This is a genomic window from Pseudomonas fluvialis (assembly GCF_014207935.1).
GTDB lineage: Bacteria > Pseudomonadota > Gammaproteobacteria > Pseudomonadales > Pseudomonadaceae > Aquipseudomonas > Aquipseudomonas fluvialis_A.
In genome coordinates, this window is sequence record NZ_JACHLL010000009.1 from 1 (window position 1) to 24,794 (window position 24,794).

General features: G+C 64.9%; 23 protein-coding genes. 7 read left to right on the top strand and 16 right to left on the bottom strand.

Translation table 11 applies throughout. The annotated features are described in order from the left end of the window. Positions 1–130: 130 nt before the first annotated feature. The gene (locus HNP49_RS17985; protein ID WP_184685591.1) at positions 131–1,210 is read right to left on the bottom strand and encodes an LOG family protein; all 1,080 of its coding nucleotides are present in this window, start codon (positions 1,208–1,210) and stop codon (positions 131–133) included. A gap of 138 nt (positions 1,211–1,348) precedes the next feature. Beyond that, positions 1,349–2,752, bottom strand: a complete 1,404-nt coding sequence (locus tag HNP49_RS17990; protein ID WP_184685593.1) for an MBL fold metallo-hydrolase RNA specificity domain-containing protein — start codon at positions 2,750–2,752, stop codon at positions 1,349–1,351. A 146-nt stretch (positions 2,753–2,898) separates the two neighbouring features. Between HNP49_RS17990 and HNP49_RS17995 the strand changes: the two genes are divergently transcribed. Beyond that, the gene (locus tag HNP49_RS17995; protein ID WP_184685595.1) at positions 2,899–5,304 is read left to right on the top strand and encodes a xylulose 5-phosphate 3-epimerase; all 2,406 of its coding nucleotides are present in this window, start codon (positions 2,899–2,901) and stop codon (positions 5,302–5,304) included. Positions 5,305–5,354: 50 nt separating this feature from the next. Beyond that, positions 5,355–5,552, top strand: a complete 198-nt coding sequence (locus HNP49_RS18000) for a hypothetical protein (RefSeq protein ID WP_184685597.1) — start codon at positions 5,355–5,357, stop codon at positions 5,550–5,552. Between the two features lie 135 nt (positions 5,553–5,687). Here HNP49_RS18000 and HNP49_RS18005 read toward each other — a convergent pair whose 3' ends face one another. Continuing rightward, entirely contained in the window at positions 5,688–6,104 is a 417-nt protein-coding gene (locus tag HNP49_RS18005; RefSeq protein WP_184685599.1) for a quorum-sensing-regulated virulence factor family protein, read from the bottom strand. A 164-nt stretch (positions 6,105–6,268) separates the two neighbouring features. On the opposite strand from HNP49_RS18005, the gene HNP49_RS18010 reads away from it, so the two are divergent. Next, entirely contained in the window at positions 6,269–7,027 is a 759-nt protein-coding gene (locus tag HNP49_RS18010) for a tRNA-uridine aminocarboxypropyltransferase (RefSeq protein WP_184685601.1), read from the top strand. Here the strand turns inward: HNP49_RS18010 and HNP49_RS18015 are convergent. Further along, entirely contained in the window at positions 7,021–7,905 is an 885-nt protein-coding gene (locus tag HNP49_RS18015) for a DMT family transporter (protein ID WP_184685602.1), read from the bottom strand. The genes HNP49_RS18010 and HNP49_RS18015 overlap by 7 nt on opposite strands. Before the next feature lie 221 nt (positions 7,906–8,126). Between HNP49_RS18015 and erdR the strand changes: the two genes are divergently transcribed. After that, on the top strand, positions 8,127–8,804 hold the full coding sequence (gene erdR / locus HNP49_RS18020; RefSeq protein ID WP_184685605.1) for a response regulator transcription factor ErdR: 678 nt from the start codon (positions 8,127–8,129) through the stop codon (positions 8,802–8,804). 57 nt (positions 8,805–8,861) lie between these two features. Then, complete coding sequence (locus HNP49_RS18025; protein ID WP_184685609.1) at positions 8,862–9,227, top strand: diacylglycerol kinase; 366 nt, start codon at positions 8,862–8,864, stop codon at positions 9,225–9,227. A 1-nt stretch (position 9,228) separates the two neighbouring features. Here the strand turns inward: HNP49_RS18025 and HNP49_RS18030 are convergent, their stop codons facing one another. Further along, positions 9,229–10,155, bottom strand: a complete 927-nt coding sequence (locus HNP49_RS18030; protein WP_184685611.1) for a LysR family transcriptional regulator — start codon at positions 10,153–10,155, stop codon at positions 9,229–9,231. A 190-nt stretch (positions 10,156–10,345) separates the two neighbouring features. Between HNP49_RS18030 and fpr the strand changes: the two genes are divergently transcribed. After that, positions 10,346–11,125 (top strand): ferredoxin-NADP reductase, encoded by a 780-nt coding sequence (gene fpr, locus HNP49_RS18035; protein ID WP_095940611.1) that lies wholly within the window; start codon positions 10,346–10,348, stop codon positions 11,123–11,125. A 74-nt stretch (positions 11,126–11,199) separates the two neighbouring features. Here the strand turns inward: fpr and tsaA are convergent, their stop codons facing one another. From tsaA to rlmF, 5 genes are read right to left on the bottom strand one after another with little or no spacing between them, the layout of a single operon-like run. Next, entirely contained in the window at positions 11,200–11,892 is a 693-nt protein-coding gene (tsaA, locus tag HNP49_RS18040; RefSeq protein ID WP_184685613.1) for a tRNA (N6-threonylcarbamoyladenosine(37)-N6)-methyltransferase TrmO, read from the bottom strand. Positions 11,893–11,949: 57 nt separating this feature from the next. Then, entirely contained in the window at positions 11,950–12,372 is a 423-nt protein-coding gene (locus HNP49_RS18045; RefSeq protein ID WP_184685615.1) for a VOC family protein, read from the bottom strand. A 36-nt stretch (positions 12,373–12,408) separates the two neighbouring features. Then, on the bottom strand, positions 12,409–13,590 hold the full coding sequence (metC, locus tag HNP49_RS18050) for a cystathionine beta-lyase (RefSeq protein ID WP_184685617.1): 1,182 nt from the start codon (positions 13,588–13,590) through the stop codon (positions 12,409–12,411). After that, a complete protein-coding gene (locus HNP49_RS18055) occupies positions 13,583–14,935 on the bottom strand; it encodes a TAXI family TRAP transporter solute-binding subunit (RefSeq protein ID WP_184685620.1) in 1,353 nt (450 codons plus the stop codon). Before HNP49_RS18055 ends, metC begins: the two co-directional genes overlap by 8 nt. 54 nt (positions 14,936–14,989) lie before the next feature. Next, the gene (gene rlmF, locus HNP49_RS18060) at positions 14,990–15,979 is read right to left on the bottom strand and encodes a 23S rRNA (adenine(1618)-N(6))-methyltransferase RlmF (protein WP_184685622.1); all 990 of its coding nucleotides are present in this window, start codon (positions 15,977–15,979) and stop codon (positions 14,990–14,992) included. Positions 15,980–16,136: 157 nt separating this feature from the next. On the opposite strand from rlmF, the gene HNP49_RS18065 reads away from it, so the two are divergent. Beyond that, complete coding sequence (locus tag HNP49_RS18065; protein ID WP_184685624.1) at positions 16,137–17,594, top strand: amidase; 1,458 nt, start codon at positions 16,137–16,139, stop codon at positions 17,592–17,594. 3 nt (positions 17,595–17,597) lie between these two features. Here the strand turns inward: HNP49_RS18065 and HNP49_RS18070 are convergent, their stop codons facing one another. The 6 genes from HNP49_RS18070 to HNP49_RS18095 form a co-directional block, all read right to left on the bottom strand. Continuing rightward, positions 17,598–17,894 carry a helix-turn-helix domain-containing protein gene (locus HNP49_RS18070; protein WP_184685626.1) on the bottom strand — a complete coding sequence of 99 codons (297 nt, stop codon included), beginning with the start codon at positions 17,892–17,894 and terminating at the stop codon, positions 17,598–17,600. Positions 17,895–17,904: 10 nt separating this feature from the next. Then, positions 17,905–19,257, bottom strand: coding sequence for a sodium:proton antiporter NhaD (gene nhaD, locus HNP49_RS18075; protein WP_184685628.1), 1,353 nt, complete (start codon positions 19,255–19,257; stop codon positions 17,905–17,907). A 140-nt stretch (positions 19,258–19,397) separates the two neighbouring features. Beyond that, the gene (locus tag HNP49_RS18080; RefSeq protein WP_184685636.1) at positions 19,398–22,229 is read right to left on the bottom strand and encodes a valine--tRNA ligase; all 2,832 of its coding nucleotides are present in this window, start codon (positions 22,227–22,229) and stop codon (positions 19,398–19,400) included. A 108-nt stretch (positions 22,230–22,337) separates the two neighbouring features. Next, positions 22,338–22,841, bottom strand: a complete 504-nt coding sequence (locus tag HNP49_RS18085; RefSeq protein WP_184685638.1) for a DNA polymerase III subunit chi — start codon at positions 22,839–22,841, stop codon at positions 22,338–22,340. An 8-nt stretch (positions 22,842–22,849) separates the two neighbouring features. Beyond that, positions 22,850–23,266, bottom strand: a complete 417-nt coding sequence (locus HNP49_RS18090) for a DNA polymerase III subunit chi (RefSeq protein ID WP_184685640.1) — start codon at positions 23,264–23,266, stop codon at positions 22,850–22,852. Further along, the gene (locus tag HNP49_RS18095; RefSeq protein ID WP_184685641.1) at positions 23,263–24,747 is read right to left on the bottom strand and encodes a leucyl aminopeptidase; all 1,485 of its coding nucleotides are present in this window, start codon (positions 24,745–24,747) and stop codon (positions 23,263–23,265) included. The genes HNP49_RS18090 and HNP49_RS18095 overlap by 4 nt, the downstream gene beginning before the upstream one ends. Between the last annotated feature and the right edge of the window lie 47 nt (positions 24,748–24,794).

Sequence of the window (24,794 nt, forward strand, 5' to 3'; positions counted from 1 at the left end):
CGACACACTAGGAGCCCCTAGGGCCTCTGGGCGCAGCTAAAACACCCCAATATCCAGCTATCCATCACCCGCTGCGTTTTTACACGGTCTGGGCCGGTAGCGGCCTGTGCCAGAAGGCAGCAACCGGCCCTTAGCTGTTCTGTGCCCAGTGCTGCGGCAGGTTGATGAAGTCGATCAGCTCGCGCAGTCGTCCGTGATCGCGGCCATTGAACTGGAAGGCCAGGCGGATCAGGTCGCAGAACTCCGGCTCATCGCTTTCCAGCTCGCAGTAGGGACGCTGCTGGAAGTCACCGGCGACACACAGGTCGCGGAATTCCTTGTGCAGGGTCTTCAACGCCGGCTCGCTGAGCGGATGGTTCAGGCGCATGACGAACTGCTCCTTGAGCCAGCGACTGGAGTGGAAGTTGCGGTAGAAACGGGCGATCTCCTGTACGGCATCCTCGGCTGTATGGACCAGCCGCACCAGGCGCAGGTCGCTGGGCAGGATGTAGTGATTGGCTTCCAGCTGCGCGCGCATGAACTCCAGGGCGCCATGCCAGTAGCGACCGTCCGGTTGGTCGAGCAGGACCACCGGGACCAGCGGGCTCTTGCCGGTCTGGATCAGGGTCAGTACCTCCAGCGCTTCGTCGAGGGTGCCGAAGCCGCCAGGACAGAGCACCAGCGCATCGGCTTCCTTGACGAAGAACAGCTTGCGCAGGAAGAAGAAGTGAAACGACAGCAGATTGCCGGTGCCTTCGACCACGGCGTTGGCATGCTGCTCGAAGGGCAGGGTGATATTGAAGCCCAGGCTGTTCTCGCTGCCGGCACCTTCATGGGCGGCAGCCATGATGCCTTCCCCGGCGCCGGTAATGACCATCAGGTTGTAGCGCGCCAGCGCCTCACCCAGCTGGCGTGCCAGGTCATACAGTGGATGGTCGGTGGGTGTGCGGGCCGAGCCAAAGACGGTGACCTTGCGCCGACGCTTGAACTGTTCGAGCAGGCTGAAGGCCATTTCCATTTCGCGCAGGGTCTGCAGCATGATCTTGGCGTCCCAGCGGTTGCGGTCGGCCTGGGCCATGCGCGCCACGCTCATGAACATTTCCTGGTATAGCGCGGCATTCGGACTGTTTGGCGGGGTGGTGTTGCGGGCCAGCTCAGCCACTTGCTGGGTCAGGTCGATGCTGCTGGTCTGGAAGTGACGGGAAAGATAGTCATCCGGTTCGTAAGGCATACCGATACTCCTGAGGTATGTGTACGGCACTGACCACCGGGGCGCAGTGTCGCGCGGATCCTGTCAGTAGTATGGCTGCTTGTGACCCGTGTGCCGGGCAAAAGTGCCGAGCCAGCTGTAACCGGATGACTCAGGGGCTCAGATGACGATCTGCTCGCCCGGCTCGGGGATGTTGGCGTCCCAGTTCAGGCGGCTTTTCAGTTCGCCCTGTAGCACCTTCATCTTTTCTAGTTCGCCGTGGACCAGATAAAGCTCCGGGTGGTGGTCGAAGTGGCTGACCCAGTCGATCAGCTGCGATTGCCCAGCATGAGCCGAGAAACCGCCCAGGGTGTGCACCTTGGCCTTGACCGCAATGCGCTGGTGCAGCACGCGCACCGTCGGTGCTCCATCGACGATGTTGCGGCCGAGGGTGCCGGCGGCCTGGAAACCGGGGAACACGAGGTGGCACTCACTGCGCCAGAGGTTGTGCTTGAAGTGGTGGACGATGCGTCCGCCGGTGCACATGCCGCTGCCAGCGATGATGATGGCGCCGCTCTTGATCCGGTTGATCGCCATGGAGTCTTCCGGCGAGGCGGTGATGCGCAGCGGCGGCAACCACTTGCGCAGGTCACCATTACCGTTTTGCTGGATCAGGGCGCGGTCCTGCTCGTCGAACTGGTCGTGGAAGCGCGCATAGATCTGGTTGGCGCGGTTAGCCATGGGGCTGTCGAGGAACACCGCTTGCTGTGGCAGGCGCCCCTCATGGTAGAAGCGGCCAAGGTAGTAGAGCAGGTCCTGGGTGCGGCCAACGGCGAAAGACGGAATCAGCACATTGCCACCATCACGATGGGCCTGCTGGAGAATCTCGGCCAGCTCGTCGATGGTCTCTTCGCTGCAGCGATGATCGCGGTCACCGTAGGTCGACTCCATCAGCACCACGTCGGCGCGGTCGAGGAAGGTCGGGTCCTGCATCAGGGGCGAACAGGTATTGCCCAGATCACCGGAGAACACCAGGCGCCGCGTCAGGTGGTGGTCGTGTATTTCCAGCTCGACGATGGCCGAGCCGAGGATGTGCCCGGCATTGTGGAAGGTCACGCTGATCCCCGGAGCCACTTCATGGGCCTGGCCGTAGGGCAGCGGCTGACGGCGCTTGAGGGCGCGCTCGGTGTCCACCGTGTTGTACAGCGGCTTGACCTCGGGTTTGCCCAGGCGCGCGCGCCATTTGTTCTCCCACTCGGCGTCGTGCTCCTGAATGTGTGCCGAGTCCAGCAGCATCAGCTCGATCAGTTCGCAGGTTGCATGGGTGGCAAAGATCGGTCCGCGAAAGCCCGAGGCGACCAGGCGTGGCAGTAAGCCGGAGTGATCGAGGTGAGCGTGGGAGAGCACCACGGCGTTGATCGACGCCGGATCGAACGGGAAAGGCTGTTCGTTGGCCTGTTCTTCTTCGCGCCGCCCCTGGCGCATGCCGCACTCAAGGAGGACACGACTGCCCTCGCGGGATTCGAGCAGGTAGCACGAACCGGTGACTTGCTGGATGGCGCCGAGGAACGTAAGCAGGGCCATGTTCGATCTCCATTGGCTGAAGGGGCCGGATCGGCTGATGGAGCAAGCTTGGCAGTAGAACGGCCGGTTCGCCTTGATACATGTCAGGATGAAAATATGCGCGTCTGCCTAGACTGCACGATATAGCTGACATGGAGTGGTGCTCAATGACGCAGATTTTCCCCGATAGCGCGACGCTGGATAGCCACGCCGGCACTGAACCCGAGTTTGCCCGCTGGCGTGCCGGCTATGGCGTGATCGTTCATGATCTGGCTACCCAGGCGGCGGTTTACCGCATGGCGCACCAACTGGTGCAGGCTGGGCTGCAGGCGGATCTGGCCAGCGCCTATCGGTTGTTCACTGCCCTCGATCGACTGAGCAGTGCCGCCCTGTGGCTGGTGGTGCACATGACCTATGCCCGGCGCGTGCGCTGCAGCGGCGAGGCACTGGGCGCCGACGACTTCAAGGCGCAGCCCGAAGGCCATACGGGCGGGGCGCTGAATATGGTGCCGGCCTATGCCGGCTACCTGGGGCTCAATGCCCTGACCGGACAGACCCGCGCCTGGCTGATGGGGCAGGGCCACTGCGTGGCGGCGATCGAGAGCCTGAACCTGTTCACCGACAACCTCCACCCCGAGCAGCAGCAGCGCTATGCCGACGGTGAGGCGGGCATGAGCCGTCTGGTCGCCGACTTTTACAGCTACGTGCAGGCGGCCGATGGCAGTGTGGCGGTGCCGCTGGGCAGCCACGTCAATCCGCACACCGCTGGCGGCATCGCCGAGGGCGGCTATCTCGGCTTTGCCGAGCTGATGTACACCCACATGCCGCTGCCCGGCGAGACGCTGGTGGCCTTCCTCTCTGACGGTGCTGCCGAGGAGCAGCGCGGCAGCGACTGGATGCCGCGCTGGTGGCGTGCCGAGGACTGTGGCACGGCGCTGCCGGTGATGATCGCCAATGGCCGGCGCATCGAGCAGCGTACCGAGCTGGGCACTGCCGTCGGCCTGGATGGCTTCTGCGAGCACCTGCGCCGCTGCGGTTTCGACCCGATCCGTTTCGATGGTCGCGACCCGGCCGCCTTTGTCTGCACGCTGTGGGAGATGGAGCAGCGCCTGGCACACCGCAAGCATGAGCTGGCCAACGGCGTGATCGGTTATCCGTTGCCGCTGCCCTACGCCATTGCCCAGACCGAGAAGGGCTTCGGCTTCTATGGCGCGGCCAGCAACGCCGCGCACAACCTGCCGCTGCCGGGTAATCCGCAGTGTGATGCGCAGGCGCGAGCGCTGTTCAACCAGCACGCCGGCAAACTCTGGGTGGCGCCGCAGGAGCTGGCCGACAGCGCTGCGCTGTTCGTCCACAGCCGTGCCGGGCGTGCCGCCGAGCGGGACAACCCGCTGGCCACACGGCGTCCGCCGCTGCCCCAGCTGCCGGCGCTGAACTACCGCAGCAGTGCGGCGTCGCCAATGTCGGCGCTGGATGATTTCTACCCGCAGCTGGTGGCGCTCAACCCGCACCTGCGTGCGCGGGTCGGCAACCCCGACGAGCTGGCCAGCAACAAGCTGGGTGGCGTACTCAAGGCCCTGCGGCATCGCGTCAGTCAGCCGGAAGGGCCGCTGGAGGCGCTGGATGGCCAGATCATCACGGCGCTCAACGAAGAGGCGGTGGTCTCGGCCTGCCTGGCCAATCAGGGCGGACTAAACCTGGTGGCCAGCTACGAGGCGTTCTGTCCGAAGATGCTCGGCGCGGTACGCCAGAGCCTGATTTTTGCCCGCCTGCAGAAAGAGGCCGGGCGTCCGGCCGGCTGGCTGGGCTGGCCGCTGGTGGCGACCTCGCACACCTGGGAGAACGGCAAGAACCAGCAGTCGCACCAGGACACCACCTTCTGCGAAGCCCTGCTGGGTGAGATGAACGACATGGTGCGGGTGCTCTTCCCGCTGGATTACAACAGCCTGCTGGCTCTGCTGCCCGGCATCTACCAGAGCCGCGGGCAGTTGGCCTGCGTGGTGGCGGCCAAGCGCGAGCGCCCCTGTCATCTGAGTCCGGCGCAGGCCGAGCAACTGGCCCGAGACGGTGCCATCGTCCTGGCTGAGCAGGCCGGTCGTGATGCGCTGTTGCTGATCGCCACCGGCAGTTATCAGTTGGCCGAGGTGCAGCGCGCCGCCGAGCGTCTGGCGGCGGCGGGTATTGGTTATCGTCTGGTTTACCTGCAGGAGCCGGGGCGCTTCCGTGCGCCACGCGATGCCTGGGAGGCTGGTGCGGTGGCTGGCGAGGCGCTGCGCGAGGCAATCTTCCCGGCCGCCTACGGCAAGCGCCTGTGGCTGACCCACATGCGTCCGGAGGTGGCCCGTGGTCACCTCTGGCCGTTGTTCCCGCAGGCGGCACAGAGCGTCGTGCTGGGTTATCGCAACCGCGGCGGCACCCTCAACGAAGCCGGCATGCTGTTCGCCAATGGCTGCAGCTGGGCGCATGTCCTTTCGTCTTGTGCAGATTTGCTTGCCGGTAATGATGTGACACTCTTGTCCCAAGACGAGGCCGCTGCGGTGGCCGGTCAGGGAGACCCAAGCATCCTGCGCTGAAGCAGGCGGGTCCGACCAGAACAATAAAAACAAGATTCTGGAGAACGCGTATGCCCAAGCTGACGCTGGAACTGGATGTCGATCTTTACCGCCTGCTGGTGCAGGCTGCACGCAGCAACGACAGTTCGCTGGAAGATGAGTGCGTGCGTCGTCTGGAGGGTGGCGTGCGTCGCTCACGCTACGTCGAGGCGCTGCTTGCCGAGCTGCATGCCGATGCCGATGTGCCCAGGCAGCGCGACAAGGGCTGACCCTGCACTGTCCGCTCCTGCTGCGCAGTGCTTTGTCGCTAGCGACTTAATTCAACCACTCCATCGCAATACGCGACGGGTTCATAAGCAACAAAAAGCCCGGCCAAGTGCCGGGCTTTTTGTTGGCCGGGCGTCTTACTCCAGGCCGCAGTCGGTCTGGGTGAAGCGCTCGGTCGCCACCGGCAGGTTGCTCTTGTACTCACTGAAGCTGTAGGTCAGTACGGCGCCGCGGGCGAGCAGCTGGCGGTAGCCGGTATTGCGGCAGACGCTGGCGGTCAGTTGCTGGCGCATGCTGTCGGGATTGCCGCGCATCTTGGCGGCATGCTCCGGGCGTACGCTGAGGTGGTTGATCAGCTGGTTGCCTTCGACCGTGTAGCCCTGGTCGAGGATGTCCTCGTTGATGGCGCGGGGCGTGCCGACGCTGCTTTCGCGGGCAACCTGTTCGAGCATCTTGGTCAGTTCGTAATCCTTGAGGCTGGCCGCCTGCGCGGTGGCGGCCAGTGCGCAGGCGGCCAGGGTGCAGGTGAGGTTAACGGCAGTCAGGCGCAACATGAGGTAAGGCTCCACTCGGGCGAAAATCCTTGGACCGGCCATCCGTGCCGGCAGTTCAGTGGTCATTCTACCCGTCGCCGCGCCCCTGGTCTGCTGGACGACCTGCGCCCGCAGGTCGCAGAGGGCCTGATAGACTGCGCGCCTTTTTCTCCAGTGTTCTGCCCATGAGCGATAGCGCCAACTCCTCTTTACCCTCTCACCCGGTAGCACGCCTGCGTGCCGAGCGTCTGGCGCGTGCCAGCAAGCCCTTTCTGGCCCGTGGTGGGCGTGCCGAGCGCTGCGAGCAGTGCCGCGTCGCCCCGGAATACTGTCTGTGCCACCTGCGCCCACAGGTGCCGTCGCGCTCGGCGGTCTGCCTGGTGATGCACGATCAGGAGTCGCTCAAACCGAGCAATACCGGCTGGCTGATTGCCGATGTGGTGGCCGATACATTCGCCTATGGCTGGTTGCGCACAGAGGTGGATGAGCGCCTGCTGGCCCTGCTCGATGATCCGCAGTACCAGGCTTATCTGGTCTTTCCGGGCGAGTTCGTCGAGCCGGCGCGGGTTACCCACGAGGTGCGGCAGGAGGAGGGCAAGCGGCCGCTGTTCATCCTGCTCGATGCCACCTGGCCGGAGGCGCGCAAGATGTTCCGCAAGAGCCCTTATCTGGAGCGTTTCCCGGTGCTCAGCCTGTTGCCCGAGCAGCTGTCACGTTACCGCCTGCGTCGCTCCAAGCGGGATGATCATCTGTGCACTGCAGAGGTGGCGGCGCTGTGCCTGGGGCTGGCCGGCGACGAGCAGGCCGCCGCGGCGCTGGATGCCTATCTGGATGTGTTCGCCGAGCGCTACCTGGCGGCCAAGCGGCATATCGCCGTGGATGAGCAGAGCCCGGCGCACCAGGCCCTGCAACCCTTTCTGCGGCTGACCGATCCGGCTCAGTGAGCGGCGGCCGCCTTGCGCGGCCACAGCTGGGCCAGCAGCATGCCGGCGAACATCAGGGCGCAACCGATATAGCCCTTGAGTGCCAGTTCCTCGCTGAGGAACACAGCGCCTGCTATGGCGGCGAAGACAGCCTCCAGCGACAGGATGATCGCCGCGTGGGAGGCGATGGCGTGCTGCTGAGCCACTACCTGCAGGGTGTAGCCGATGCCCACGGCGATCAGGCCGCCATACAGCAGCGCCGGCCCGGCCTGGAGGATGGCGTCTAAGCGGATTTCCTCCAGCACGGCGGCGAGGATCAGGCTGACCACTGCGCAGGTGATGAACTGGATCACGGCCAGGCGAATGGCGTCATGCCGGCTGGCAAAGAAGCCCACCAGCAGCACATGCACGCCCCACACGCAGGCTCCGGCCAGCTGCAGCCAGTCGCCGGAGGCTACCTGGAAGTTGTCGCCGACGCTGAGCAGGAACATGCCCACCACCGCCAGCGAGGCGCCCAGCCAGGTGCCCAGGCCGGTCTTGTGGCCAAGCGCCAGGCCCAGCAGCGGCACGATGATCACGTACAGGCCGGTGATGAAGCCGGAGTTGGTCACACTGGTGAACAGCAGACCGACCTGTTGCAGGTTGATGCCCAGGGTCAGCGCCAAGCCCATGGCGATACCGCCGGCGAGCAGGCTGCGGTTGAAGGGTTCGTGCTTGGCCCCGGCCGGCTTCCAGAAGAACAGTGGCAGCAGCACCAGGGCGCCCATGGCGAAACGCAGGCCGGTGAACAGGAAGGGGCCAATGGCTTCCATACCGGCGCGCTGGGCGACGAATGCAGCGCCCCAGATCATGGCAGTCAGGAGCATCAGCAGGTCGGCGCGCAGGGCTTGGCGTGGCATGGTACGGCTCTAATCCGGCGAAAAGGGAGGCCGCAGACTGTGCCGCAATCGTCCGAACTTGACCAGTGGGTTAACTGAAAGCAGAGGAACTTGTCGTTTATTCGCACAAGGCTTTCGCCTGGCTGTCACTCCTGTGCAAAATGGCGCACCTGAAAACCACTGGCAGCTCAGTGCGTGGCGCGGCATGACCGGTCACGACGACAAAAACAAAAGGATTCGCCATGGCCAGCTACGAGATTCTCATCGCCGATGACCATCCGCTGTTTCGCAGCGCCCTGCAGCAGGCCCTGAGCCTGGGCCTGGGGCCGGACGTGCGGCTGGCCGAAGCCGACAGCATTGCCGCCCTGGAAAGTCGCCTGGCGGAGAAGCAGGACTGGGACCTGGTGCTGCTCGATCTGAACATGCCCGGTGCCTACGGCTTCTCCGGCCTGGTGCTGCTGCGCGGGCAGTATCCGCAGATCCCGGTGGTGATGATTTCGGCCCAGGAAGAACCGGCCGTGATCGGGCGCGCCCGTGAGTTCGGCGCCACCGGCTTCATTCCCAAGTCCAGTTCGCTGGAAAGCATTCAGCAGGCCGTGCGGGCGGTACTCGATGGCGACGCCTGGTGGCCGCCGCAGACCGCAGCCGCAGCCAAGGTATCGGCCGAGGCCAAGGCCGCCAGTGCTGGTCTGGCCAGCCTGACACCGCAGCAGTTCCGGGTTCTGACCATGGTCTGCGATGGCCTGCTGAACAAGCAGATCGCCTATGAGCTGAGTGTGTCCGAGGCGACCATCAAGGCCCACGTCACCGCCATCTTCCGCAAGCTCAACGTGCGTACCCGCACCCAGGCGGCGCTGCTGCTGCAGCAGCTGGAGAGCATTCCGCAAGCGCCGTCCGAGCAGGGGGCCGAGACGCCTTGATGCTTTTTTGACAGGCCAGCCATTAGGCTGGCCTTCTTATTTCAACGAGTTTTCCGCATGTCGCCATTCAAAGGCCAGACCGGCCTCAAACGCATCCTCAATGCCACCGGCTATTCCCTCGCCGGCCTCACGGCTGCTTTCCAGGGCGAGGCGGCGTTCCGTCAGCTGGTGCTGGTCAACGTCATCCTGATTCCCATCAGCCTGTTCCTCGACGTCAGTCGTGGCGAGCGCGCGTTGCTGATTGCCGTCTGCCTGTTGGCGCTGATCGTCGAGCTGCTCAACTCGGCCGTTGAAGCGGCCATCGACCGCATCTCGCTGGACCTGCATCCATTGTCGAAGAATGCCAAGGACATGGGCAGTGCCGCCCAGTTCGTTGCCCTAAGCCTGATCGGCGTGGTCTGGGCCTGCATCCTGCTCGGCTGAATCAGGCAATCGACGGCAGATTGATCTGATCGCTGCGCGTGACCCCGGCGGTAAAGCTGCGGCACAGTTCGAGAAATTCGCGCATCGCCGCGGTCTGGTACTTCTGCTTGTGCCAGATGAACCAGAACTGCCGGCCCAGGTCCAGTTGTGGCGTTTCCAGCGGTACCAGACTGCCGCGGCGGAAGGCATCGCGCAGGGCCAGCCGTGAAATACAGCCGATGCCCAGCCCTGACTCCACGGCGCGCTTGATCGCCTCGGTGTGCTCCAGCTCCAGGCGGATGTTCAGCGGCGCCGGGTGATGGCGCATGGCCTGGTCGAAGGCCAGGCGCGTGCCGGAGCCGCGTTCGCGCAGAATCCATGCCTCGCGACTCAGCTCCTCCAGACTCACCTCGCGCCGGCCGGCCAGCGGGTGCTGCGGGGCGGCAAATACCACCAGTTCGTCGGCCACCCAGGGCTGCACCTCCAGGTCCGCATGCTGGCAGTCCCCTTCGATCAGGCCCAGGTCCAGCTCGTAGTTGGCCACCTGCTGCACCACGTGGGCGGTGTTGTGCACCTGCAGGCCGACCCTGCACTCGGGGTGGCGCTGCATGAAATGGCCAATCAGCAGGGTGGCCAGGTAATTGCCCACCGTCAGTGTGGCGCCGACCTGCAGCGAGCCGAAGCCATGGCCACCGGACAGCAGCTGTTCGATCTCGCGGGTCTGGTCGAGCAGGCCGACGGCGCGGGGCAGCAACTGCCGGCCGAGGGCATTGAGGGCCAGGCGCTTGCCCTGGCGATCAAACAGCTGGCAGTCGAACTGGCGCTCCAGCTCGGCCAGCGCGGTGCTGGTGGCCGACTGCGACAGGGCGAGGCTTTCCGCTGCGCGCGACACGCTGTCGTGGCGGGCAACTTCGACGAACACCTGCAGTTGGCGCAGGGTGAGCTTCATGGCGGACTCCGGTGCGACCTTGGGTCACTGGTAAGAACGGTCAGAGTGATTAAGCTTAGGCCGGCAAAACGCTGCTTATCTGATATTGAGATAACAAATATCAGAATAATCAATTTCTCAGATGATAAGCCCCTGCGTAATCTATGGCTATCGCGCCCGCCCGGGCGTACCTGCATCTCTGGAGTGATTGATGAGCAACCTGAACGTCGAGCGTGTACTGAGCGTGCACCACTGGAACGACACTCTGTTCAGTTTCAAATGCACCCGCGACCCGGGCCTGCGCTTCGAGAACGGCCAGTTCGTCATGATCGGCCTGCAGCAGCCCAACGGCCGTCCGCTGATGCGCGCCTACTCCATCGCCAGCCCGAACTACGAGGAAAACCTCGAGTTCTTCAGCATCAAGGTGCCCGATGGTCCGCTGACCTCGCAGCTGCAGCACCTCAAGGAAGGCGACGAGATCATGATCAGCAAGAAGCCCACCGGCACCCTAGTGTTGGGCGACCTGCTGCCGGGCAAGCACCTGTACCTGCTCTCCACCGGCACTGGTCTGGCGCCCTTCATGAGCGTGATCCAGGACCCGGAAGTGTACGAGCGCTTCGAAAAGGTGATTCTGGTGCACGGCGTGCGTTACGTGAACGAAGTGGCCTACCACCAGTTCATCACCGAGCACCTGCCGAAGAACGAGTTCTTTGGTGATGCCGTGCGTGACAAGCTGATCTACTACCCGACCGTAACTCGCGAGCCGTTCGAGAATCAGGGCCGCCTGACCGACCTGATGCGCAGCGGCAAGCTGTTTGCCGACATCGGCCTGCCGCCGATCAACCCGCAGGATGACCGCGCCATGATCTGCGGCAGCCCGGCCATGCTGGATGAAACCAGCGAAGTGCTGGACAGCTTCGGCCTGAAGATCTCCCCGCGCATCGGCGAGCCCGGTGACTACCTGATCGAGCGCGCCTTCGTCGAGAAGTAATCATGCGCATCAGGTGACAGCAAAAAGCCCGGTCTGACCGGGCTTTTTTGTGCCTGTAACGTCCTGAACAAGCTTCAGGCCGGCGCCACTTCAAGCACGCAGATCTGCCCGGCAACGGGGTAATGCCAGCGTACCTGCACGTCCCAGAAATGCACGCCGTAGCGGCGCTCGGGAGTCGGTTGCTGGTAGGCCGGGCGCGGGTCCTGGGCCAGGCACTGCTCGATCAGCTCGACCAGCGGCTCACCCAGGCGCCGGGCATGATCCTCGGCCTGCAGGCGGGCCTCGGTGCTCCAGTGCACGGCGATGGCGGCAGGTGGCGCCTCGGCAATGGCATTACGGGCGGAGGGCAGGCTGTCGGCGTAGGGCACGTAGGGTTTGATATCCAGCACCGGGGTGCCGTCGAGCAGGTCGATGCCGGAGAGCAGCAGGCGTCCCGGCTCGATGCCATCGAGTTTGACCACCGACTGGCCGATGCCGTTGGGCCTGTGGGTGGCGCGGCTGGCGAACACCCCGATCGAGGCATTGCCGCCCAGCCGGGGCGGGCGCACCTTGAGCCGTGGCTTGTCCTCCAGCGCCTGATGGAAGAGAAACAGCAGCCAGACATGACTGACCTGTTCCAGCCCGGCCACGGCCGCCGGGTCGTTGAACGGTGGCAGCAGCTCCAGTACCCCGCGCGCCGCCGGTGCCAGCTGAGGCTGGCGCGGGATGGCGAACTTCTCCTTGAAGCAGGAGTGGACGATACCGATGGGACTGACGCTGTACTGCATGGCGTGGGCTCACTGGGAAACCCCGCCATGCTAACCGATTGTGGAGATTGCCTGCGCTCAGGCCGGGCGCACGGCGAAGTGTTCGGTGAAGCGCAGGAGGTAGCCATCCGGGTCATGGATAAAGATTTCCCGATGGCCGTGGAGCTGGTTGTCGACCCGGTACCAGGCTTCCTCCACGCCGCGTGCCAGAGCAACTCCCGCGTTTTCCAGGCGGCTCAGCATGGTCTGCAGATCGTCCACCTCTATCTGCAGGTGCAGTCCCTTGCCGCAGGGGCCAGGCTCGCCCCGGCGATTCAGCGCATCGGCTTCATCCTCCAACAGCATGACTTGAGCACCGTGCAGGTCGAAGTAGCCGAAGCGATCTTCGGAGCGCTCGAAGCACAGGGCAAAGCCCAGTATGCCGGTGTAGAAGTCTTTGGCCCTGGCGTAGCTGGCGACTGTCAGCTCCGGCACTAGCCGGTTCCATTCCTTGGGTTGCATGGGTCTTGTCCTTGATAGTTGATCCGCTTGGGCAGTCTAAGGAGCATCCTTCAACTGAGCCAGCGCCTGCTGCAGATCGGCCATCAGGTCGCGCGAGTCTTCCAGGCCGATATGCAGGCGCAGCAGGTGGCGGCCCTGCCAGCGTGATGCCGTGACGCTGCGCTGAGGGGCCGGGTTGACCGGGATGATCAGGCTTTCGAAACCGCCCCAGCTGTAGCCCCGGCCAAAGAGGCGGCAGGCATCGACGACCCGGTGCATAGCCGCTTCGCTGCAGCCTTCAGGGAGCAGTACGCCAAGCAGGCCGCAGGCGCGTGAGGCCTCGTAATCACGTTGCCACAGTTCATGGCCGGGGCTACCGGGCAGTGGTGGGTAGAGCACCTGCGCGACCTGGGGCTGGGCGCTCAGCCACTGGGCAATCTGCAGGGCGCTTTGGGCATGCTGGCCGAGGCGTACGCCCAGGGTGCGCAGGCCGCGCAGGCCCAGGTAGGCATCGTCGCTGCTCACCGCCAGACCGAGGCCGCGCCAGCAGCGCTCGATGGCCGGGCGCGTGCGCTCGTTGCAGAGGATGGCGCCGAGCATCACGTCGGAGTGGCCGACGATGTACTTGGTGGCGGCGTGGATGGACACGTCGATGCCCAGCTCGAACGGCCGCCAGCCCAGCGGCGTGGCCCAGGTGTTGTCGGCCACCAGATAAAGATCATGGCGTCTGGCCACGGCGCTGAGGGCCGGAATGTCCTGAACCTCGAAGGTCAGCGAGCCGGGCGATTCGGCGAAGATCAGACGGGTATTGGGCTGCACCAGCGTTTCGATGCCGGCGCCGAGCAGCGGGTCGTAGAAGGTGGTGCTGATGCCCAGTTGCGCCAGCAGTCCGTGGCAGAAACTGCGGGTCGGCTCGTAGGCCGAGTCGGTCATCAGCAGGTGATCGCCCGGGCGCAGCAGGGCCAGCAGCGTGGTGGTGATGGCCGACAGACCGGAGGGCGTGAGGCGGCAGCCGGCCGCGCCCTCCAGGCTGCAGAGGGCCTGTTCCAGCGCCAGACCCGGCGGGTTGCTGTGGCGGCCGTAGGAGTGGCGGCTGCCGTGGCTTGCCTGCATCTCAGCGACATCGGCAAACAGCAGGGTCGAGGCGCGAACCAGTGGCGGGTTGACCGGCGCGCCGGCGCTGGCGTCAGGGCGCCCTTTATGGGTAAGCAGGGTGTCGGGGTGCTGCTGATCAGTCATGGGTATGGTCACTGGCGGAGGCGGCCTGCTGGCGCTGTTGCAGGCTGCGCAGGCGGCGGATCAGGTAATCGAGGTGCAGGTGCAGGTCGTACAGCTCGCTGGAATAGGACAGCGGCACTTCGACCTTGGCCAACTGGTCTTCCAGTTGCTCCAGCTGGGCCAGCTCGGCATGCAGGGCGCTGGGCGGCGTGCCGCTGTCGAGCTTGTGCTCGACCTCGCGCAGGTACTTGTACCAGCGGTAGATGCGCGCCCGGATACGCCAGCGGTATAGCGGGCCGACGGCCTTGAACAGCGGGATGAGCAGCACCAGCAGAGGGATCAGCAGGATGATGTAGCGGTCGGCCAGCGAGGCGATGCGAAACGGCAGGTAGCGCTGCAGCAGCGGCAGGCCCTTGTCGTGGTAATAGCGGGCCTCGCTCAGCAGCGGCAGGGTGACCGGCTTGGCGCTGGGGAACTGACCGGGCTTGTCCAGCAGGGTGCCCTGGGCCATGACCTGGCGGGCGGCATCGAGAATCAGTGCCGACAGTGCCGGGTGGAAGTCGTCGTTGACCAGCAGGGTCGCGCTGGGGGCGAGCAGGGTGAGATCGCGCTCCGGGCTGTCGGTGGCCAGATTGAGCAAACCCTCGCCGACTTCGACCTGACGCAGGTAAGGCAGGCGCGCCTGATAGGCCGCCGCTCGGCCGAAGTGCACCAGGCTGATGTCTTCGGCCGCGGCCAGGCGCTGGATCAACACATTCTCGGCCGGGCCGATGAAGAAGGCAGCGTCCAGTTCGCCCTTGAGCAGTGCTTCCACTGCTGGGGTGCCGCCGACGGCCTGCCACTGGCTGGGGTAATCATCTGGTTCGATCTGGTTGGCCTGCAGGATGGCGCGGGTCAGCGCCTGGGTGGCGCTGCCGTCGGCGCCCAGCGCCAGGCGCAGCGTCTGCAGATCGGCCATGCGTTCGAGCTTGACCGCGCGGCGATGGAACAGCCACAGCGGTTCCTGATACACCGCGCCCAGGCTGTGCAGGCGGGTTTGTTGCTCGGCCGGCAGGCTCTGTTCGATGCCGCTCTGGACCAGCGCGAGATTCACGCCGCTGGTGTCATCCAGCAGGCGATTGAGGTTATCGAACGAGCCATCGCTGGTGACCAGCTGCAAGTCGAAGCCCTGTTTGGCCAGCTCGCGCTGCAGCTTATCGCCAAAGGCGGCATAGCCACCGCCGGCAAAACCGGTGGCCAGGGTGGCGTGCATGGGCGGCGGCGGGGCCACCAGCAGGAACACGGCACCGACCAGGCCGGCCAGTACCGGCAGCAGCCACAGGTTGGCGCGCAACATGATGGTGAGGTCCTGCAGCAATCGGCGCATAGGCACTCCAGAGCACGGTATTGGCCAAGGATAGCCGCAGGCATCCCTTCTCAGTTAGTGAGCCTTCAGCCAGGCGCTGCGCGAGGCGCGCTCGTGGAAGGTCCAGGCGATGAAGCGGCTCTGCTTCTGCCCCTGGCTCATCTCGCCGATGTGTTGCTCGACCGCGCCGACGCTGCGCAGCGCCGCCTGCACCAGCGGCAGGTTGCCGGCCTTGGAGAGCAGACAGCTGAACCACAGCACCTGACCGGCCACCGCGCGGCTCTCGCGCACCATGCGCTGCACGAAGGCCAGCTCGCCGCCTAGGCACCACAGCTCGTTGCTCTGTCCGCCGAAGTTCAGCGCCGGCAGTTTGCGGCTGGGGTCAAGTTTGCCGAGGTTCTTCCATTTGCGCCGGCTACCGCTGGCGGCCTCGGCGGCCGAACTGTGGAAGGGTGGGTTGCACAGGGTCAGGGTGAAGCGCTCGTCCGGCTGCAGCAGGCCGGTGAAGATCTGCTCGGGGTTGGTCTGCTGGCGCAGCTCAATGCACGACTGCAGGCCGTTGGCGCGGACGATCTCGCGGGCCGAAGCCAGCGCCTGAGGGTCGATGTCGGCACCGAGGAACTGCCAGCCATAGTCGGCCTGGCCCAACAGCGGGTAGATGCAGTTGGCACCGGTACCGATATCCAGCGCGCGCACCGCCGCACCGCGGGGGATGACACCCGCGTTGTCGGCGGCCAGCAGGTCGGCCAGGCCGTGCAGGTAGTCGGCGCGCCCCGGCACCGGCGGGCACAGGTAGCCCGCGGGGATGTCCCAGTGGCGGATGCCATAGAGCTGCGCCAGCAGGGCGCGGTTGAACACCCGCACGGCGTCCGGGTTGGCAAAGTCGATGCTCTGTTTGCCATAGGGGTTGAGGATGACGAATTCGGCCAGTGCCGGGCAGGCCTTGATCAGCGCCGGAAAGTCGTAGCGGCCCTGATGGCGGTTGCGCGGGTGCAACTGGCCCTTGTTCGCCAAGGCTGGAGACTTGGCGGTTTTGCCGGGAGCGGGTTTATTGGGTCGGGGCATAGTGGGCTGCACGGCGGTGGAGGTGGGCGCATTATTCATATTGCAGCCTGTCTGGCCAGGCGCGTGACAGTTTGTCACGTCAAGTCGTGTGGTGCCTGAACTAAGATGCGCGGGCAGGCCGGTTGACGAGTGCTCTGCACACATTCAGGGAGTAGTGATGGACAAGGACGACTCTGCCAGAGCCACGGCTGCCAAGATTGCTCAGGGGCATTTGACGGCTGGTGAGGTATTGCAGGCTTGCATGGAGCGCGTGCAGCGATATAACTCGGCAGTCAATGCCGTGGTGACCATGTCGCCGAACGTTGGCGAGGAGGCTGTGCGAGCAGATGCACAGGTCCAGAGTGATCAGCCGCTGGCTGCGCTACATGGTGTGCCGGTAACGATCAAGGATTGCTTTGCCACTGCAGGATTGCGGACTACCAGCAGCCATCCTCCTCTGCGTGATTACGTGCCCGAGCAGGACGCTACATCGGTCTCGAGGCTTAAGGCGGCCGGTGCTCTCGTGGTGGGTAAAACCAACCTGCCGCAGCTGGCGGGCGATGCTCAATGTTGCAGCCCTCTGTTTGGGGTCACCAATAATCCCTGGAACCTGACCCTGACCAGTGGCGGCAGTTCCGGCGGTAGCGCAGCGGCCGTTGCCATGGGGTTTTCCTTTCTTGATTTGGGCAGCGACATTGGCGGCTCAATCCGGATTCCCGCTGCTTACTGTGGCGTGCTCGGCCTGAAAGCCACGGAAAACCGCATCCCTCGTACCGGCCATATACCCCATCTGCCGGGAACATTGCGCACGGTGCGGCACATGCTTTCTTTCGGTGTGCTGGCCCGGCATGTGGAGGATTTGCATCTCGGACTTGAGCTTCTTGAGGGGGCCGATGGGATTGATCTTGAGGTGCCTCCCGTGAGCGCACTCAAGTCTGTTGCTCGGGGGATTCGGCCATTGCGCGTGGCTTGGTGGGATGACTTTGCGGGGCTGCCTTTATGCGCCAGGACGCGGCGTGGATTGACGCAGACGGTGGAACGTCTGCAGCAGGCGGGAATTCACGTGGAGCGTTGCCGCCCAGAGGGTTTTGATTTCATTCAGGCCTGGCAGGCCTATGGGCAAATTGCTGGGGCGGAGATCGGTCTGGGTATGCCACAAACGGAGCGCCGGTTACTGCGCGCCTTGGGGGCATTGGTGCCGCAGCAACAGCAGCTTACCCACAGCCTGGTACGCGGAATGGGCCTGGATTGGCGTCGCTATAACCAGGCATTGCAGGTGCGAGACCAACTGATCAGCAGCCTGGAGGGCTTTCTCCAGTCCTGGGATGCCTGGGTATGCCCGGTGGCGGCCTCAGTAGCGTATGCACACAGCCCGCGTAAGGCATGGCAGAAACCCGCCGACATTGAGGTGGATGGACAGGCCGTGCCTTATTACGAAGGCAGCATCGGCATGACCAGTCCCTTCTCCCTGACGGGCAGTCCGGTGGTGGCTATGCCGGCGGGTGTTGTCGATGGGCTACCGGTTGGTCTGCAGTGGGTAGGGCGGCGTTGGCAGGATGAGGCGTTGCTTGAGGTCTGCGCAGAGGTTGAGCCGATACTGGGCGGCTGTCCTAGGCCGCCACTGTGCTCGGCCTGAACCTCAGGGATAACCCAGGGCTTGCTTCAGGCGCGGCAGATTGGCGCCGACCCAGGCCTTGTCGATGGGCCCCCAGCTGCGGATTTCGTAGTGCCCGGCGTTGTTGCGTTCACCTTCGGCCTGGGCGAACTGGCAATCGATATCCAGCTCTTCCAGCGCCGTCAGGGTGTCCTGGGCGGTGCGTCGGGGCATGCCGGTGGCGGCCATCAGCGCCGGCACGCTGGCCGCCTGGCCACTGTCGATCAGCCAGGCCACGTAAAGGCGGCGGTAGAAACTGGAGCGGGTTTTGCTGATCTCCATGGGCGGTTCCTTACAGCAGGGCCAGGGCGATATAGGTGGCGGCGCCGGCCAGGTAGCCGAGCAGAGCCAGCAGGCTGATCTTTTTGAGGTACCAGAGGAAGTCGATCTTCTCCATACCCATGGCCGCCACCCCGGCGGCCGAGCCGATGATCAGGCAGCTGCCGCCGGTGCCGGCGCAGAAGGCCAGCAGTTCCCAGAACACGCCGTCGGCTACGAACTGGCTCAACCAGCTCGCCTGCTCGCCAGCGGCGGCCGCCGCTTCAGGAGTGACCAGCGGATACATCTTCATGGCGCCGGCCACCAGCGGTACGTTGTCCACCACCGAGGACAGCAGACCGATGGCCAGGTTGATGGCGTAGACGTTGCCCAGGCTGTCCTTGAGCGCCGCGGCTACCTGGGTCAGGTGGCCGGCGGTGGCCAGGCTGGAGACGGCCAGCAGGATGCCAAGGAAGAACAGCACGCTGGTGGTGTCGATCTTGCGCAGCACGCCGACCACCGAGAGCGGGTGCTTGTCTTCTTCGTTCTTGCTGCGGTGCAGCCACTCGGTCACCACCCAGAGCACGCCCAGGCCGAAGAGGATGCCCATGTACGGCGGCAGGTGGGTGATGCCCTTGAATACCGGGACGAACAGCAGCGCACCGAGGCCCAGGGCGAACACCAGGTTGCGCTCGAAGGGCGTGGTCGGATCGCGGCGCTCGGCCTCGCTCAGCAGTTCCTCGGGGCGCTCGAACTCACCGCGCATGGTCAGGCTCAGCGCCAGCAGCGGCACCAGCAGGCAGACCAGGCTGGGCAGGAACAGCGCGCCGATGATGCCGGTGGCGCTGATCTGGTGGCCGATCCACAGCATGGTGGTGGTCACGTCGCCGATGGGGGACCAGGCACCGCCGGCGTTGGCGGCGATCACCACCATGCCGGCATAGAACCAGCGCTCGCGCTGGTTGCCGATCAGCTTGCGCAGCAGCGAGATCATCACGATGGTGGTGGTCAGGTTATCCAGTACCGCAGACAGGAAGAAGGTGATGAAGCCGATCAGCCACAGCAGGGTCACCCGCTTGTGGGTGCGGATGCGGTCGGTGATCACCTTGAAGCCTTCGTGGGCGTCGACCAGCTCGACTATGGTCATGGCCCCGAGCAGGAAGAACAGAATCTCGGCGATCTCGCCCAGGTGATGGCGCAGCTCGCCGGCGGGGCCGTGCTCGCTCTCGGCCAGGGCCGGCAGCAGGGTATCGGCGCCCAGGGCCAGTACCGTCCAGCACAGCACGGCAGTGAGCAGGGCCGAGGCTGCCTTGTCGATCTTCAGTGGGTGTTCGAGGGCGATGCACAGGTAGCCGGCGATGAACAGCAGGGCCATGAGGGCATACATGGGGAGCATCCTTTCGCGTGGTTGTTATTCGCGTTGTTGTTATCGGAGAGGCGAGGCTTTTTTATCACGCAGTGGTGCGATTGCCTTGGTACCTGGCAAGAAAAAGCCCGCCGATCTGACGATGGGCGGGCTCTTTTGCATCACAGTGCGGCGATCTTGCCGCGCTGCTCGACCAGCTTGGCCAGTGCCGCTTCGGCTTCGGCCAGCTTGGCGCGCTCCTTGTCGAGCACCTCGGCCGGCGCCTTGGCGACAAAGCCTTCGTTGGCCAGCTTGCCGCCGACCCGCTGCACTTCGCCCTGCAGGCGCTGGATTTCCTTGTCCAGGCGCGCCAGTTCGGCGTCCTTGTCGATCAGTCCGGCCATCGGCACCAGTACCTGCATCTCGCCGACCAGGGCTGTGGCGGACATCGGCGCTTCCTCGCCGACTACCAGCACGCGCACCGATTCCAGCTTGGCCAGCTTGTTCAGCAGCGGCTCGAAGTCGGCCAGGCGGCGCAGGTCTTCTGCATTGGCGTTCTGCACGATGATGTCGATGCGCTTGGCCATGGAGATTTTCATCTCGCCACGGATCTGCCGCACGCCGAGCATCAGCTGCTTGACCCACTCGATGTCGCCTTCGGCAGCGGCGTCGATACGCTCCTCGGCTGCTACCGGCCAGGGTTGCAGCATAAGGGTGGCGCCGTCCTTGCCGGCCTGGGCCTTGATGCGCTGCCAGATTTCTTCGGTGATGAAGGGCATGAACGGGTGGGCCAGGCGCAGGATCACTTCCAGCACGCGCACCAGTGTGCGGCGGGTGCCGCGCTGGCGCTCGATCGGGGCGTTTTCGTCCCACAGCACCGGCTTGACCAGTTCCAGGTACCAGGCGCAGTACTCGTCCCAGATGAACTCGTAGAGAGCCTGGGCAGCCATATCGAAGCGGAAGGCGTCGAGGTGGCGGGTGACGTCCTGCTCGCAGCGCTGCAGGGCGGAGATGATCCAGCGGTCGACCGGCGACAGGTCCACAGCTTCGCCGTTGATGCCGGTGTCCTGGCCATCGGTGTTCTCGATGACGAAGTTGGCGGCGTTCCACAGCTTGTTGCAGAAGTTGCGGTAGCCCTCGACGCGGCCCATGTCGAACTTGATGTCGCGGCCGGTGGAGGCCAGCGCCAGGTTGGTGAAGCGCAGGGCGTCGGTGCCGTAGGCGGCGATGCCCTCGGGGAACTCGGCGCGGGTCTGCTTGGCGATCTTCTCGGCCAGCTTGGGCTGCATCATGCCGCTGGTGCGCTTGGCCACCAGGGCTTCCAGATCGATGCCGTCGACGATGTCCAGGGGGTCGAGCACGTTGCCCTTGGACTTGGACATCTTCTGGCCCTGGCCGTCGCGCACCAGGCCGTGCACGTACACGGTCTTGAACGGGATCTGCCCGGTCAGGTGGGTGGACAGCATGATCATCCGGGCAACCCAGAAGAAGATGATGTCGAAGCCGGTGACCAGCACGTCGGTCGGGTGGAAGGTCTTGAGGAAGTCGGTCTGCTGCGGCCAGCCGAGGGTGGAGAAGGTCCACAGGCCGGAGCTGAACCAGGTGTCCAGCACGTCTTCGTCCTGGCGCAGGTTGGCATCGCCGAGGTTGTGCTGGGCGCGTACTTCCGCCTCGTCACGGCCGACGTAGACGTTGCCGGCCTCGTCGTACCAGGCCGGGATGCGGTGGCCCCACCACAGCTGACGGCTGATGCACCAGTCCTGGATGTCGCGCATCCAGCTGAAGTACATGTTCTCGTACTGCTTGGGCACGAACTGGATCTCGCCGCTCTCGACCACGGCGATGGCCTTCTCGGCCAGCGGCTTGGTGGAGACGTACCACTGGTCGGTCAGCCACGGCTCGATGACGGTGCCGGAGCGGTCGCCCTTCGGCACTTTAAGGGCGTGGTCTTCGATCTTCTCCAGCAGGCCGGCGGCCTCGAAGGCGGCAACGATCTGCTTGCGCGCGACGAAACGGTCGAGGCCGGCGTATTCGGCCGGCAGGCTGCCGTCGATCTCGGCGTTGACGCTGCCGTCGATGTTGAACACCTGGGCCTTGGCAAGCACCTTGGCGTCCTTGTCGAAGATGTTGATCAGCGGCAGGTTGTGGCGCTTGCCGACTTCATAGTCGTTGAAGTCGTGGGCCGGGGTGATCTTCACGCAGCCGGTGCCGAACTCGGGGTCGCAGTAATCGTCGGCGATGATCGGGATGCGGCGGCCCACCAGCGGCAGCTCGATGTAGCTGCCGATCAGCGCCTTGTAGCGCTCGTCTTCCGGGTGCACGGCCACGGCGGAGTCGCCGAGCATGGTTTCCGGGCGGGTGGTGGCGACGATCAGGTAGTCCCGGCCCTCGGCGGTCTTCTTGCCGTCGGTCAGCGGATAACGCAGGTTCCACAGGTGGCCCTTCTCGTCGTGGTTTTCCACTTCGAGGTCGGAGATGGCAGTGTGGAATTTGGTGTCCCAGTTGACCAGACGCTTGCCGCGGTAGATCAGGCCGTCCTGGTGCAGGCGCACGAAGGCCTCTTTAACGGCCTCGGACAGGCCTTCGTCCATGGTGAAGCGCTCGCGCGACCAGTCCACCGAGGAGCCCAGGCGACGGATCTGCCGGGTGATGGTGCCACCGGACTGCTCCTTCCACTCCCAGACCTTCTCCAGGAACTTCTCGCGGCCCAGATCGTGGCGGCCAATGCCCTCAGCGGCCAGCTGGCGCTCGACCACCATCTGGGTGGCGATGCCCGCGTGGTCGGTGCCCGGCTGCCACAGGGTGTTGCGGCCCTGCATGCGGCGGAAGCGGACCAGGCAGTCCATGATCGAGTTGTTGAAGCCATGGCCCATGTGCAGGCTGCCGGTGACGTTCGGCGGCGGGATCATGATGGTGTAGGGCGCACCGCTACCTTGCGGGGCGAAGTAGTTGTTCGCCTCCCAGTTCTGGTACAGGGCGGTTTCGATGGCGTGGGGCTGGTAGGTCTTGTCCATGAGTCGGCGGGACCGTATTGGCAACTGATCGGGAAAGCCGGCAAGTATAACGGCGAAGGCCGGTCAGGCGTAAGGTCGCGGCGTGGCGGGCGGACTGGTGGAGAAGGTTCAGGGCTTGCGCGGCAGCAACTGGTCGAGGCGACTTTCCAGGCGGCGCTTGAGTTCGGCTTCAATCTGCGGCACGAAATCGTCGATCACGTCCTGCAGGATCAGTTGGGCTGCAGCGCGCAATTCACCGTCGACACGCTTGAGCTGATCGGCGCCGTGGCTGGCAAGCTTCTGCCGCAGGCTGGCGCTGAGCTGGGTGGCTGCAGGCGGAGGTGTTGTCGGGCTGGGGACGGCTGGGCGTGCGCTGCTGGACCGTGCCGGAGTGGCAGCCGGCGGCGCCACGGGGATGTTCAGCAGTGGAATGTCGCGGGCGTCAGTGGCCGGGCTTGCCGCTGGAGCCTTGGGTGCCGGGCTCACCACCTCGCTGAGCAGGGGGATATCCAGCGGCTCCAGGGTTTCGGTGAGCAGCGGGGGCTCGACCAGATCGGCTTCCAGCAGCTCGCGGATCGACTCCAGGTCGGTCAGCAGGGCGGTGGATGTCTGAGGGGGCTTGGGGGTATCCATGATGCGGTCTACAGCTCTACACGGCGCGGATCATACCCGCGTTGCCGGTAACTGCGGAAATTCTCGCGGCTGGCCGCCAACAGTTCCGGCTGCTGATTGACGATCTCGATGACGCGCTGGAACTGTTCGAGATGCGGCGACAGGCTGCTGTCGAGGTTGAGCAGCACACCATTGCTTTGTGCCGGCGCCTCATTCAGGCCGATCACCACCGGCGCCTGCGGGTTTTCGCTGAACAGGCTGTGGGGGATGAAGGTTTCCGGGCGGAAACGCCACAGCAGCTCATCCAGCGTCTGGCACTGCGCGGCATCGTTGGCGCGCAGGAAGACCGGCAGGCCGGCGCGCCAGGCTTTCATCGCCAGCTGGCAGGCGACGCGCTCACGCTCGGCCGGAGCGGCCGAGGCGAGCACGTAGAACTCGATTTTCACTTGAGTTGGTCCAGCAAATACTGGGTCAGCAGCGGAACAGGACGGCCAGTGGCGCCCTTGTCCTTGCCGCCGCTGATCCAGGCGGTGCCGGCGATGTCCAGGTGGGCCCAGTGCACGTCCTTGGTGAAGCGCGAGAGGAAGCAGGCGGCGGTGATGGTACCGGCCTTGGGTCCGCCGATGTTGGCGATGTCGGCGAAGGGGCTGTCCAGCTGCTCCTGGTACTCGTCGAACAGCGGCAGCTGCCAGGCGCGGTCGTCGGCGGCTTCACCAGCCTTGAGCAGCTGCTTGATCAGCGCGTCGTTGTTGCCCAGCAGGCCCGAGGTATGGGCGCCGAGGGCGACCACGCAGGCACCGGTAAGGGTGGCGATGTCGATCAGCGTACGTGGGTTGAAGCGCTGGGCGTAGGTCAGGGTGTCGCACAGCACCAGACGGCCTTCGGCGTCGGTGTTGAGGATTTCCACGGTCTGCCCGCTCATGGTGGTGACGATGTCACCGGGGCGGGTGGCGCTGCCGCTGGGCATGTTCTCGGCACAGGCCAGCAGGCACACCAGGTTGATGGGCAGCTGCAGCTCGAGCACGGCCTTGAGTGTGCCGAACACACTGGCCGCGCCGCCCATGTCGTACTTCATCTCGTCCATGCCGGCGGCCGGCTTGATGCTGATGCCGCCGGTGTCGAAGGTGATGCCCTTGCCGACCAGGGCAAAGGGTTGCTCATCCTTCTTGCCGCCCTGGTAGTGCATGACAATCATGCGCGGCGGCTGGGCGCTGCCCTGACCGACGGCGAGGAAGGCGCCGGCACCCAGCTCCTTGAGTTTCTTCTCGTCGAGGATCTCGACCTTGAGATTCTTGTGCGCCTTGCCCAGGGTCTTGGCCTGTTCAGCCAGGTAGCTGGGGTGGCAGAGGTTTGGCGGCAGGTTGCCGAGGTCGCGGGTAAAGGCCATGCCGCTGGCAATGGCCTGGGCATGCAGGCTGCCGCGCTCGATATCGGCAAGGTGGGCCTTGTCGGCCAGCAGGGTGATCTTTTTCAGCGCCCGGGGCTCGGCCTTCTCGCTCTTGAACTGGTCGAACTGGTACAGACCATCGGCCAGCGACTCGATCAGCAGGCGCGCCTTGCCATAGGCGTTGCGGCCCTTGACCTTGATTTCGTCGAGTGCGAGCACGGCGTCGTTGCCGGCCAGGCCTTTGAGGATGCCGAGTACGCTGCCGGCCAGTTTGCGGTACTGGCGGTCGCCCAGCTCGCCCTTGCCGCAGCCGACCAGCAGGACGCGCTCGGCCTTGAGGCCGGGCAGGCTGTGCAGCAGCAGGGTCTGACCGGGTTTGCCGGCGATGTCGCCGCGCTTGAGCACAGCGCTGATCGCGCCAGCACAGGCGCTATCCACGGCTTTGGCGGTGTTGCCGAGCTTGCGGCCTTCGCCAACGGCCAGCACCAGGGTGGCGGTTTTCAGCGTTTCGGCGTGTGCAGACTTGACCTGGAATTGCATAACAGGCTCTCCCCAAGACAAAGAGTCGGGATTAACGGATAATGCCG

Bases quoted from the DNA above. Each gene is read 5' to 3' on its own strand.
- HNP49_RS18030 (WP_184685611.1), bottom strand. From the start codon at position 10,155: ATGAAGCTCACCCTGCGCCAACTGCAGGTGTTCGTCGAAGTTGCCCGC.
- metC (WP_184685617.1), bottom strand. From the start codon at position 13,590: ATGACTGATCAGCAGCACCCCGACACCCTGCTTACCCATAAAGGGCGC.
- HNP49_RS18085 (WP_184685638.1), bottom strand. From the start codon at position 22,841: ATGGATACCCCCAAGCCCCCTCAGACATCCACCGCCCTGCTGACCGAC.
- HNP49_RS18025 (WP_184685609.1), top strand. From the start codon at position 8,862: ATGTCGCCATTCAAAGGCCAGACCGGCCTCAAACGCATCCTCAATGCC.
- HNP49_RS17995 (WP_184685595.1), top strand. From the start codon at position 2,899: ATGACGCAGATTTTCCCCGATAGCGCGACGCTGGATAGCCACGCCGGC.
- erdR (WP_184685605.1), top strand. From the start codon at position 8,127: ATGGCCAGCTACGAGATTCTCATCGCCGATGACCATCCGCTGTTTCGC.
- fpr (WP_095940611.1), top strand. From the start codon at position 10,346: ATGAGCAACCTGAACGTCGAGCGTGTACTGAGCGTGCACCACTGGAAC.
- tsaA (WP_184685613.1), bottom strand. From the start codon at position 11,892: ATGCAGTACAGCGTCAGTCCCATCGGTATCGTCCACTCCTGCTTCAAG.
- HNP49_RS18045 (WP_184685615.1), bottom strand. From the start codon at position 12,372: ATGCAACCCAAGGAATGGAACCGGCTAGTGCCGGAGCTGACAGTCGCC.
- HNP49_RS18080 (WP_184685636.1), bottom strand. From the start codon at position 22,229: ATGGACAAGACCTACCAGCCCCACGCCATCGAAACCGCCCTGTACCAG.
- HNP49_RS18065 (WP_184685624.1), top strand. From the start codon at position 16,137: ATGGACAAGGACGACTCTGCCAGAGCCACGGCTGCCAAGATTGCTCAG.
- HNP49_RS18005 (WP_184685599.1), bottom strand. From the start codon at position 6,104: ATGTTGCGCCTGACTGCCGTTAACCTCACCTGCACCCTGGCCGCCTGC.
- HNP49_RS18095 (WP_184685641.1), bottom strand. From the start codon at position 24,747: ATGCAATTCCAGGTCAAGTCTGCACACGCCGAAACGCTGAAAACCGCC.
- HNP49_RS17990 (WP_184685593.1), bottom strand. From the start codon at position 2,752: ATGGCCCTGCTTACGTTCCTCGGCGCCATCCAGCAAGTCACCGGTTCG.
- HNP49_RS18010 (WP_184685601.1), top strand. From the start codon at position 6,269: ATGAGCGATAGCGCCAACTCCTCTTTACCCTCTCACCCGGTAGCACGC.
- nhaD (WP_184685628.1), bottom strand. From the start codon at position 19,257: ATGTATGCCCTCATGGCCCTGCTGTTCATCGCCGGCTACCTGTGCATC.
- HNP49_RS18000 (WP_184685597.1), top strand. From the start codon at position 5,355: ATGCCCAAGCTGACGCTGGAACTGGATGTCGATCTTTACCGCCTGCTG.
- HNP49_RS18070 (WP_184685626.1), bottom strand. From the start codon at position 17,894: ATGGAGATCAGCAAAACCCGCTCCAGTTTCTACCGCCGCCTTTACGTG.
- HNP49_RS18055 (WP_184685620.1), bottom strand. From the start codon at position 14,935: ATGCGCCGATTGCTGCAGGACCTCACCATCATGTTGCGCGCCAACCTG.
- rlmF (WP_184685622.1), bottom strand. From the start codon at position 15,979: ATGCCCCGACCCAATAAACCCGCTCCCGGCAAAACCGCCAAGTCTCCA.
- HNP49_RS18015 (WP_184685602.1), bottom strand. From the start codon at position 7,905: ATGCCACGCCAAGCCCTGCGCGCCGACCTGCTGATGCTCCTGACTGCC.
- HNP49_RS17985 (WP_184685591.1), bottom strand. From the start codon at position 1,210: ATGCCTTACGAACCGGATGACTATCTTTCCCGTCACTTCCAGACCAGC.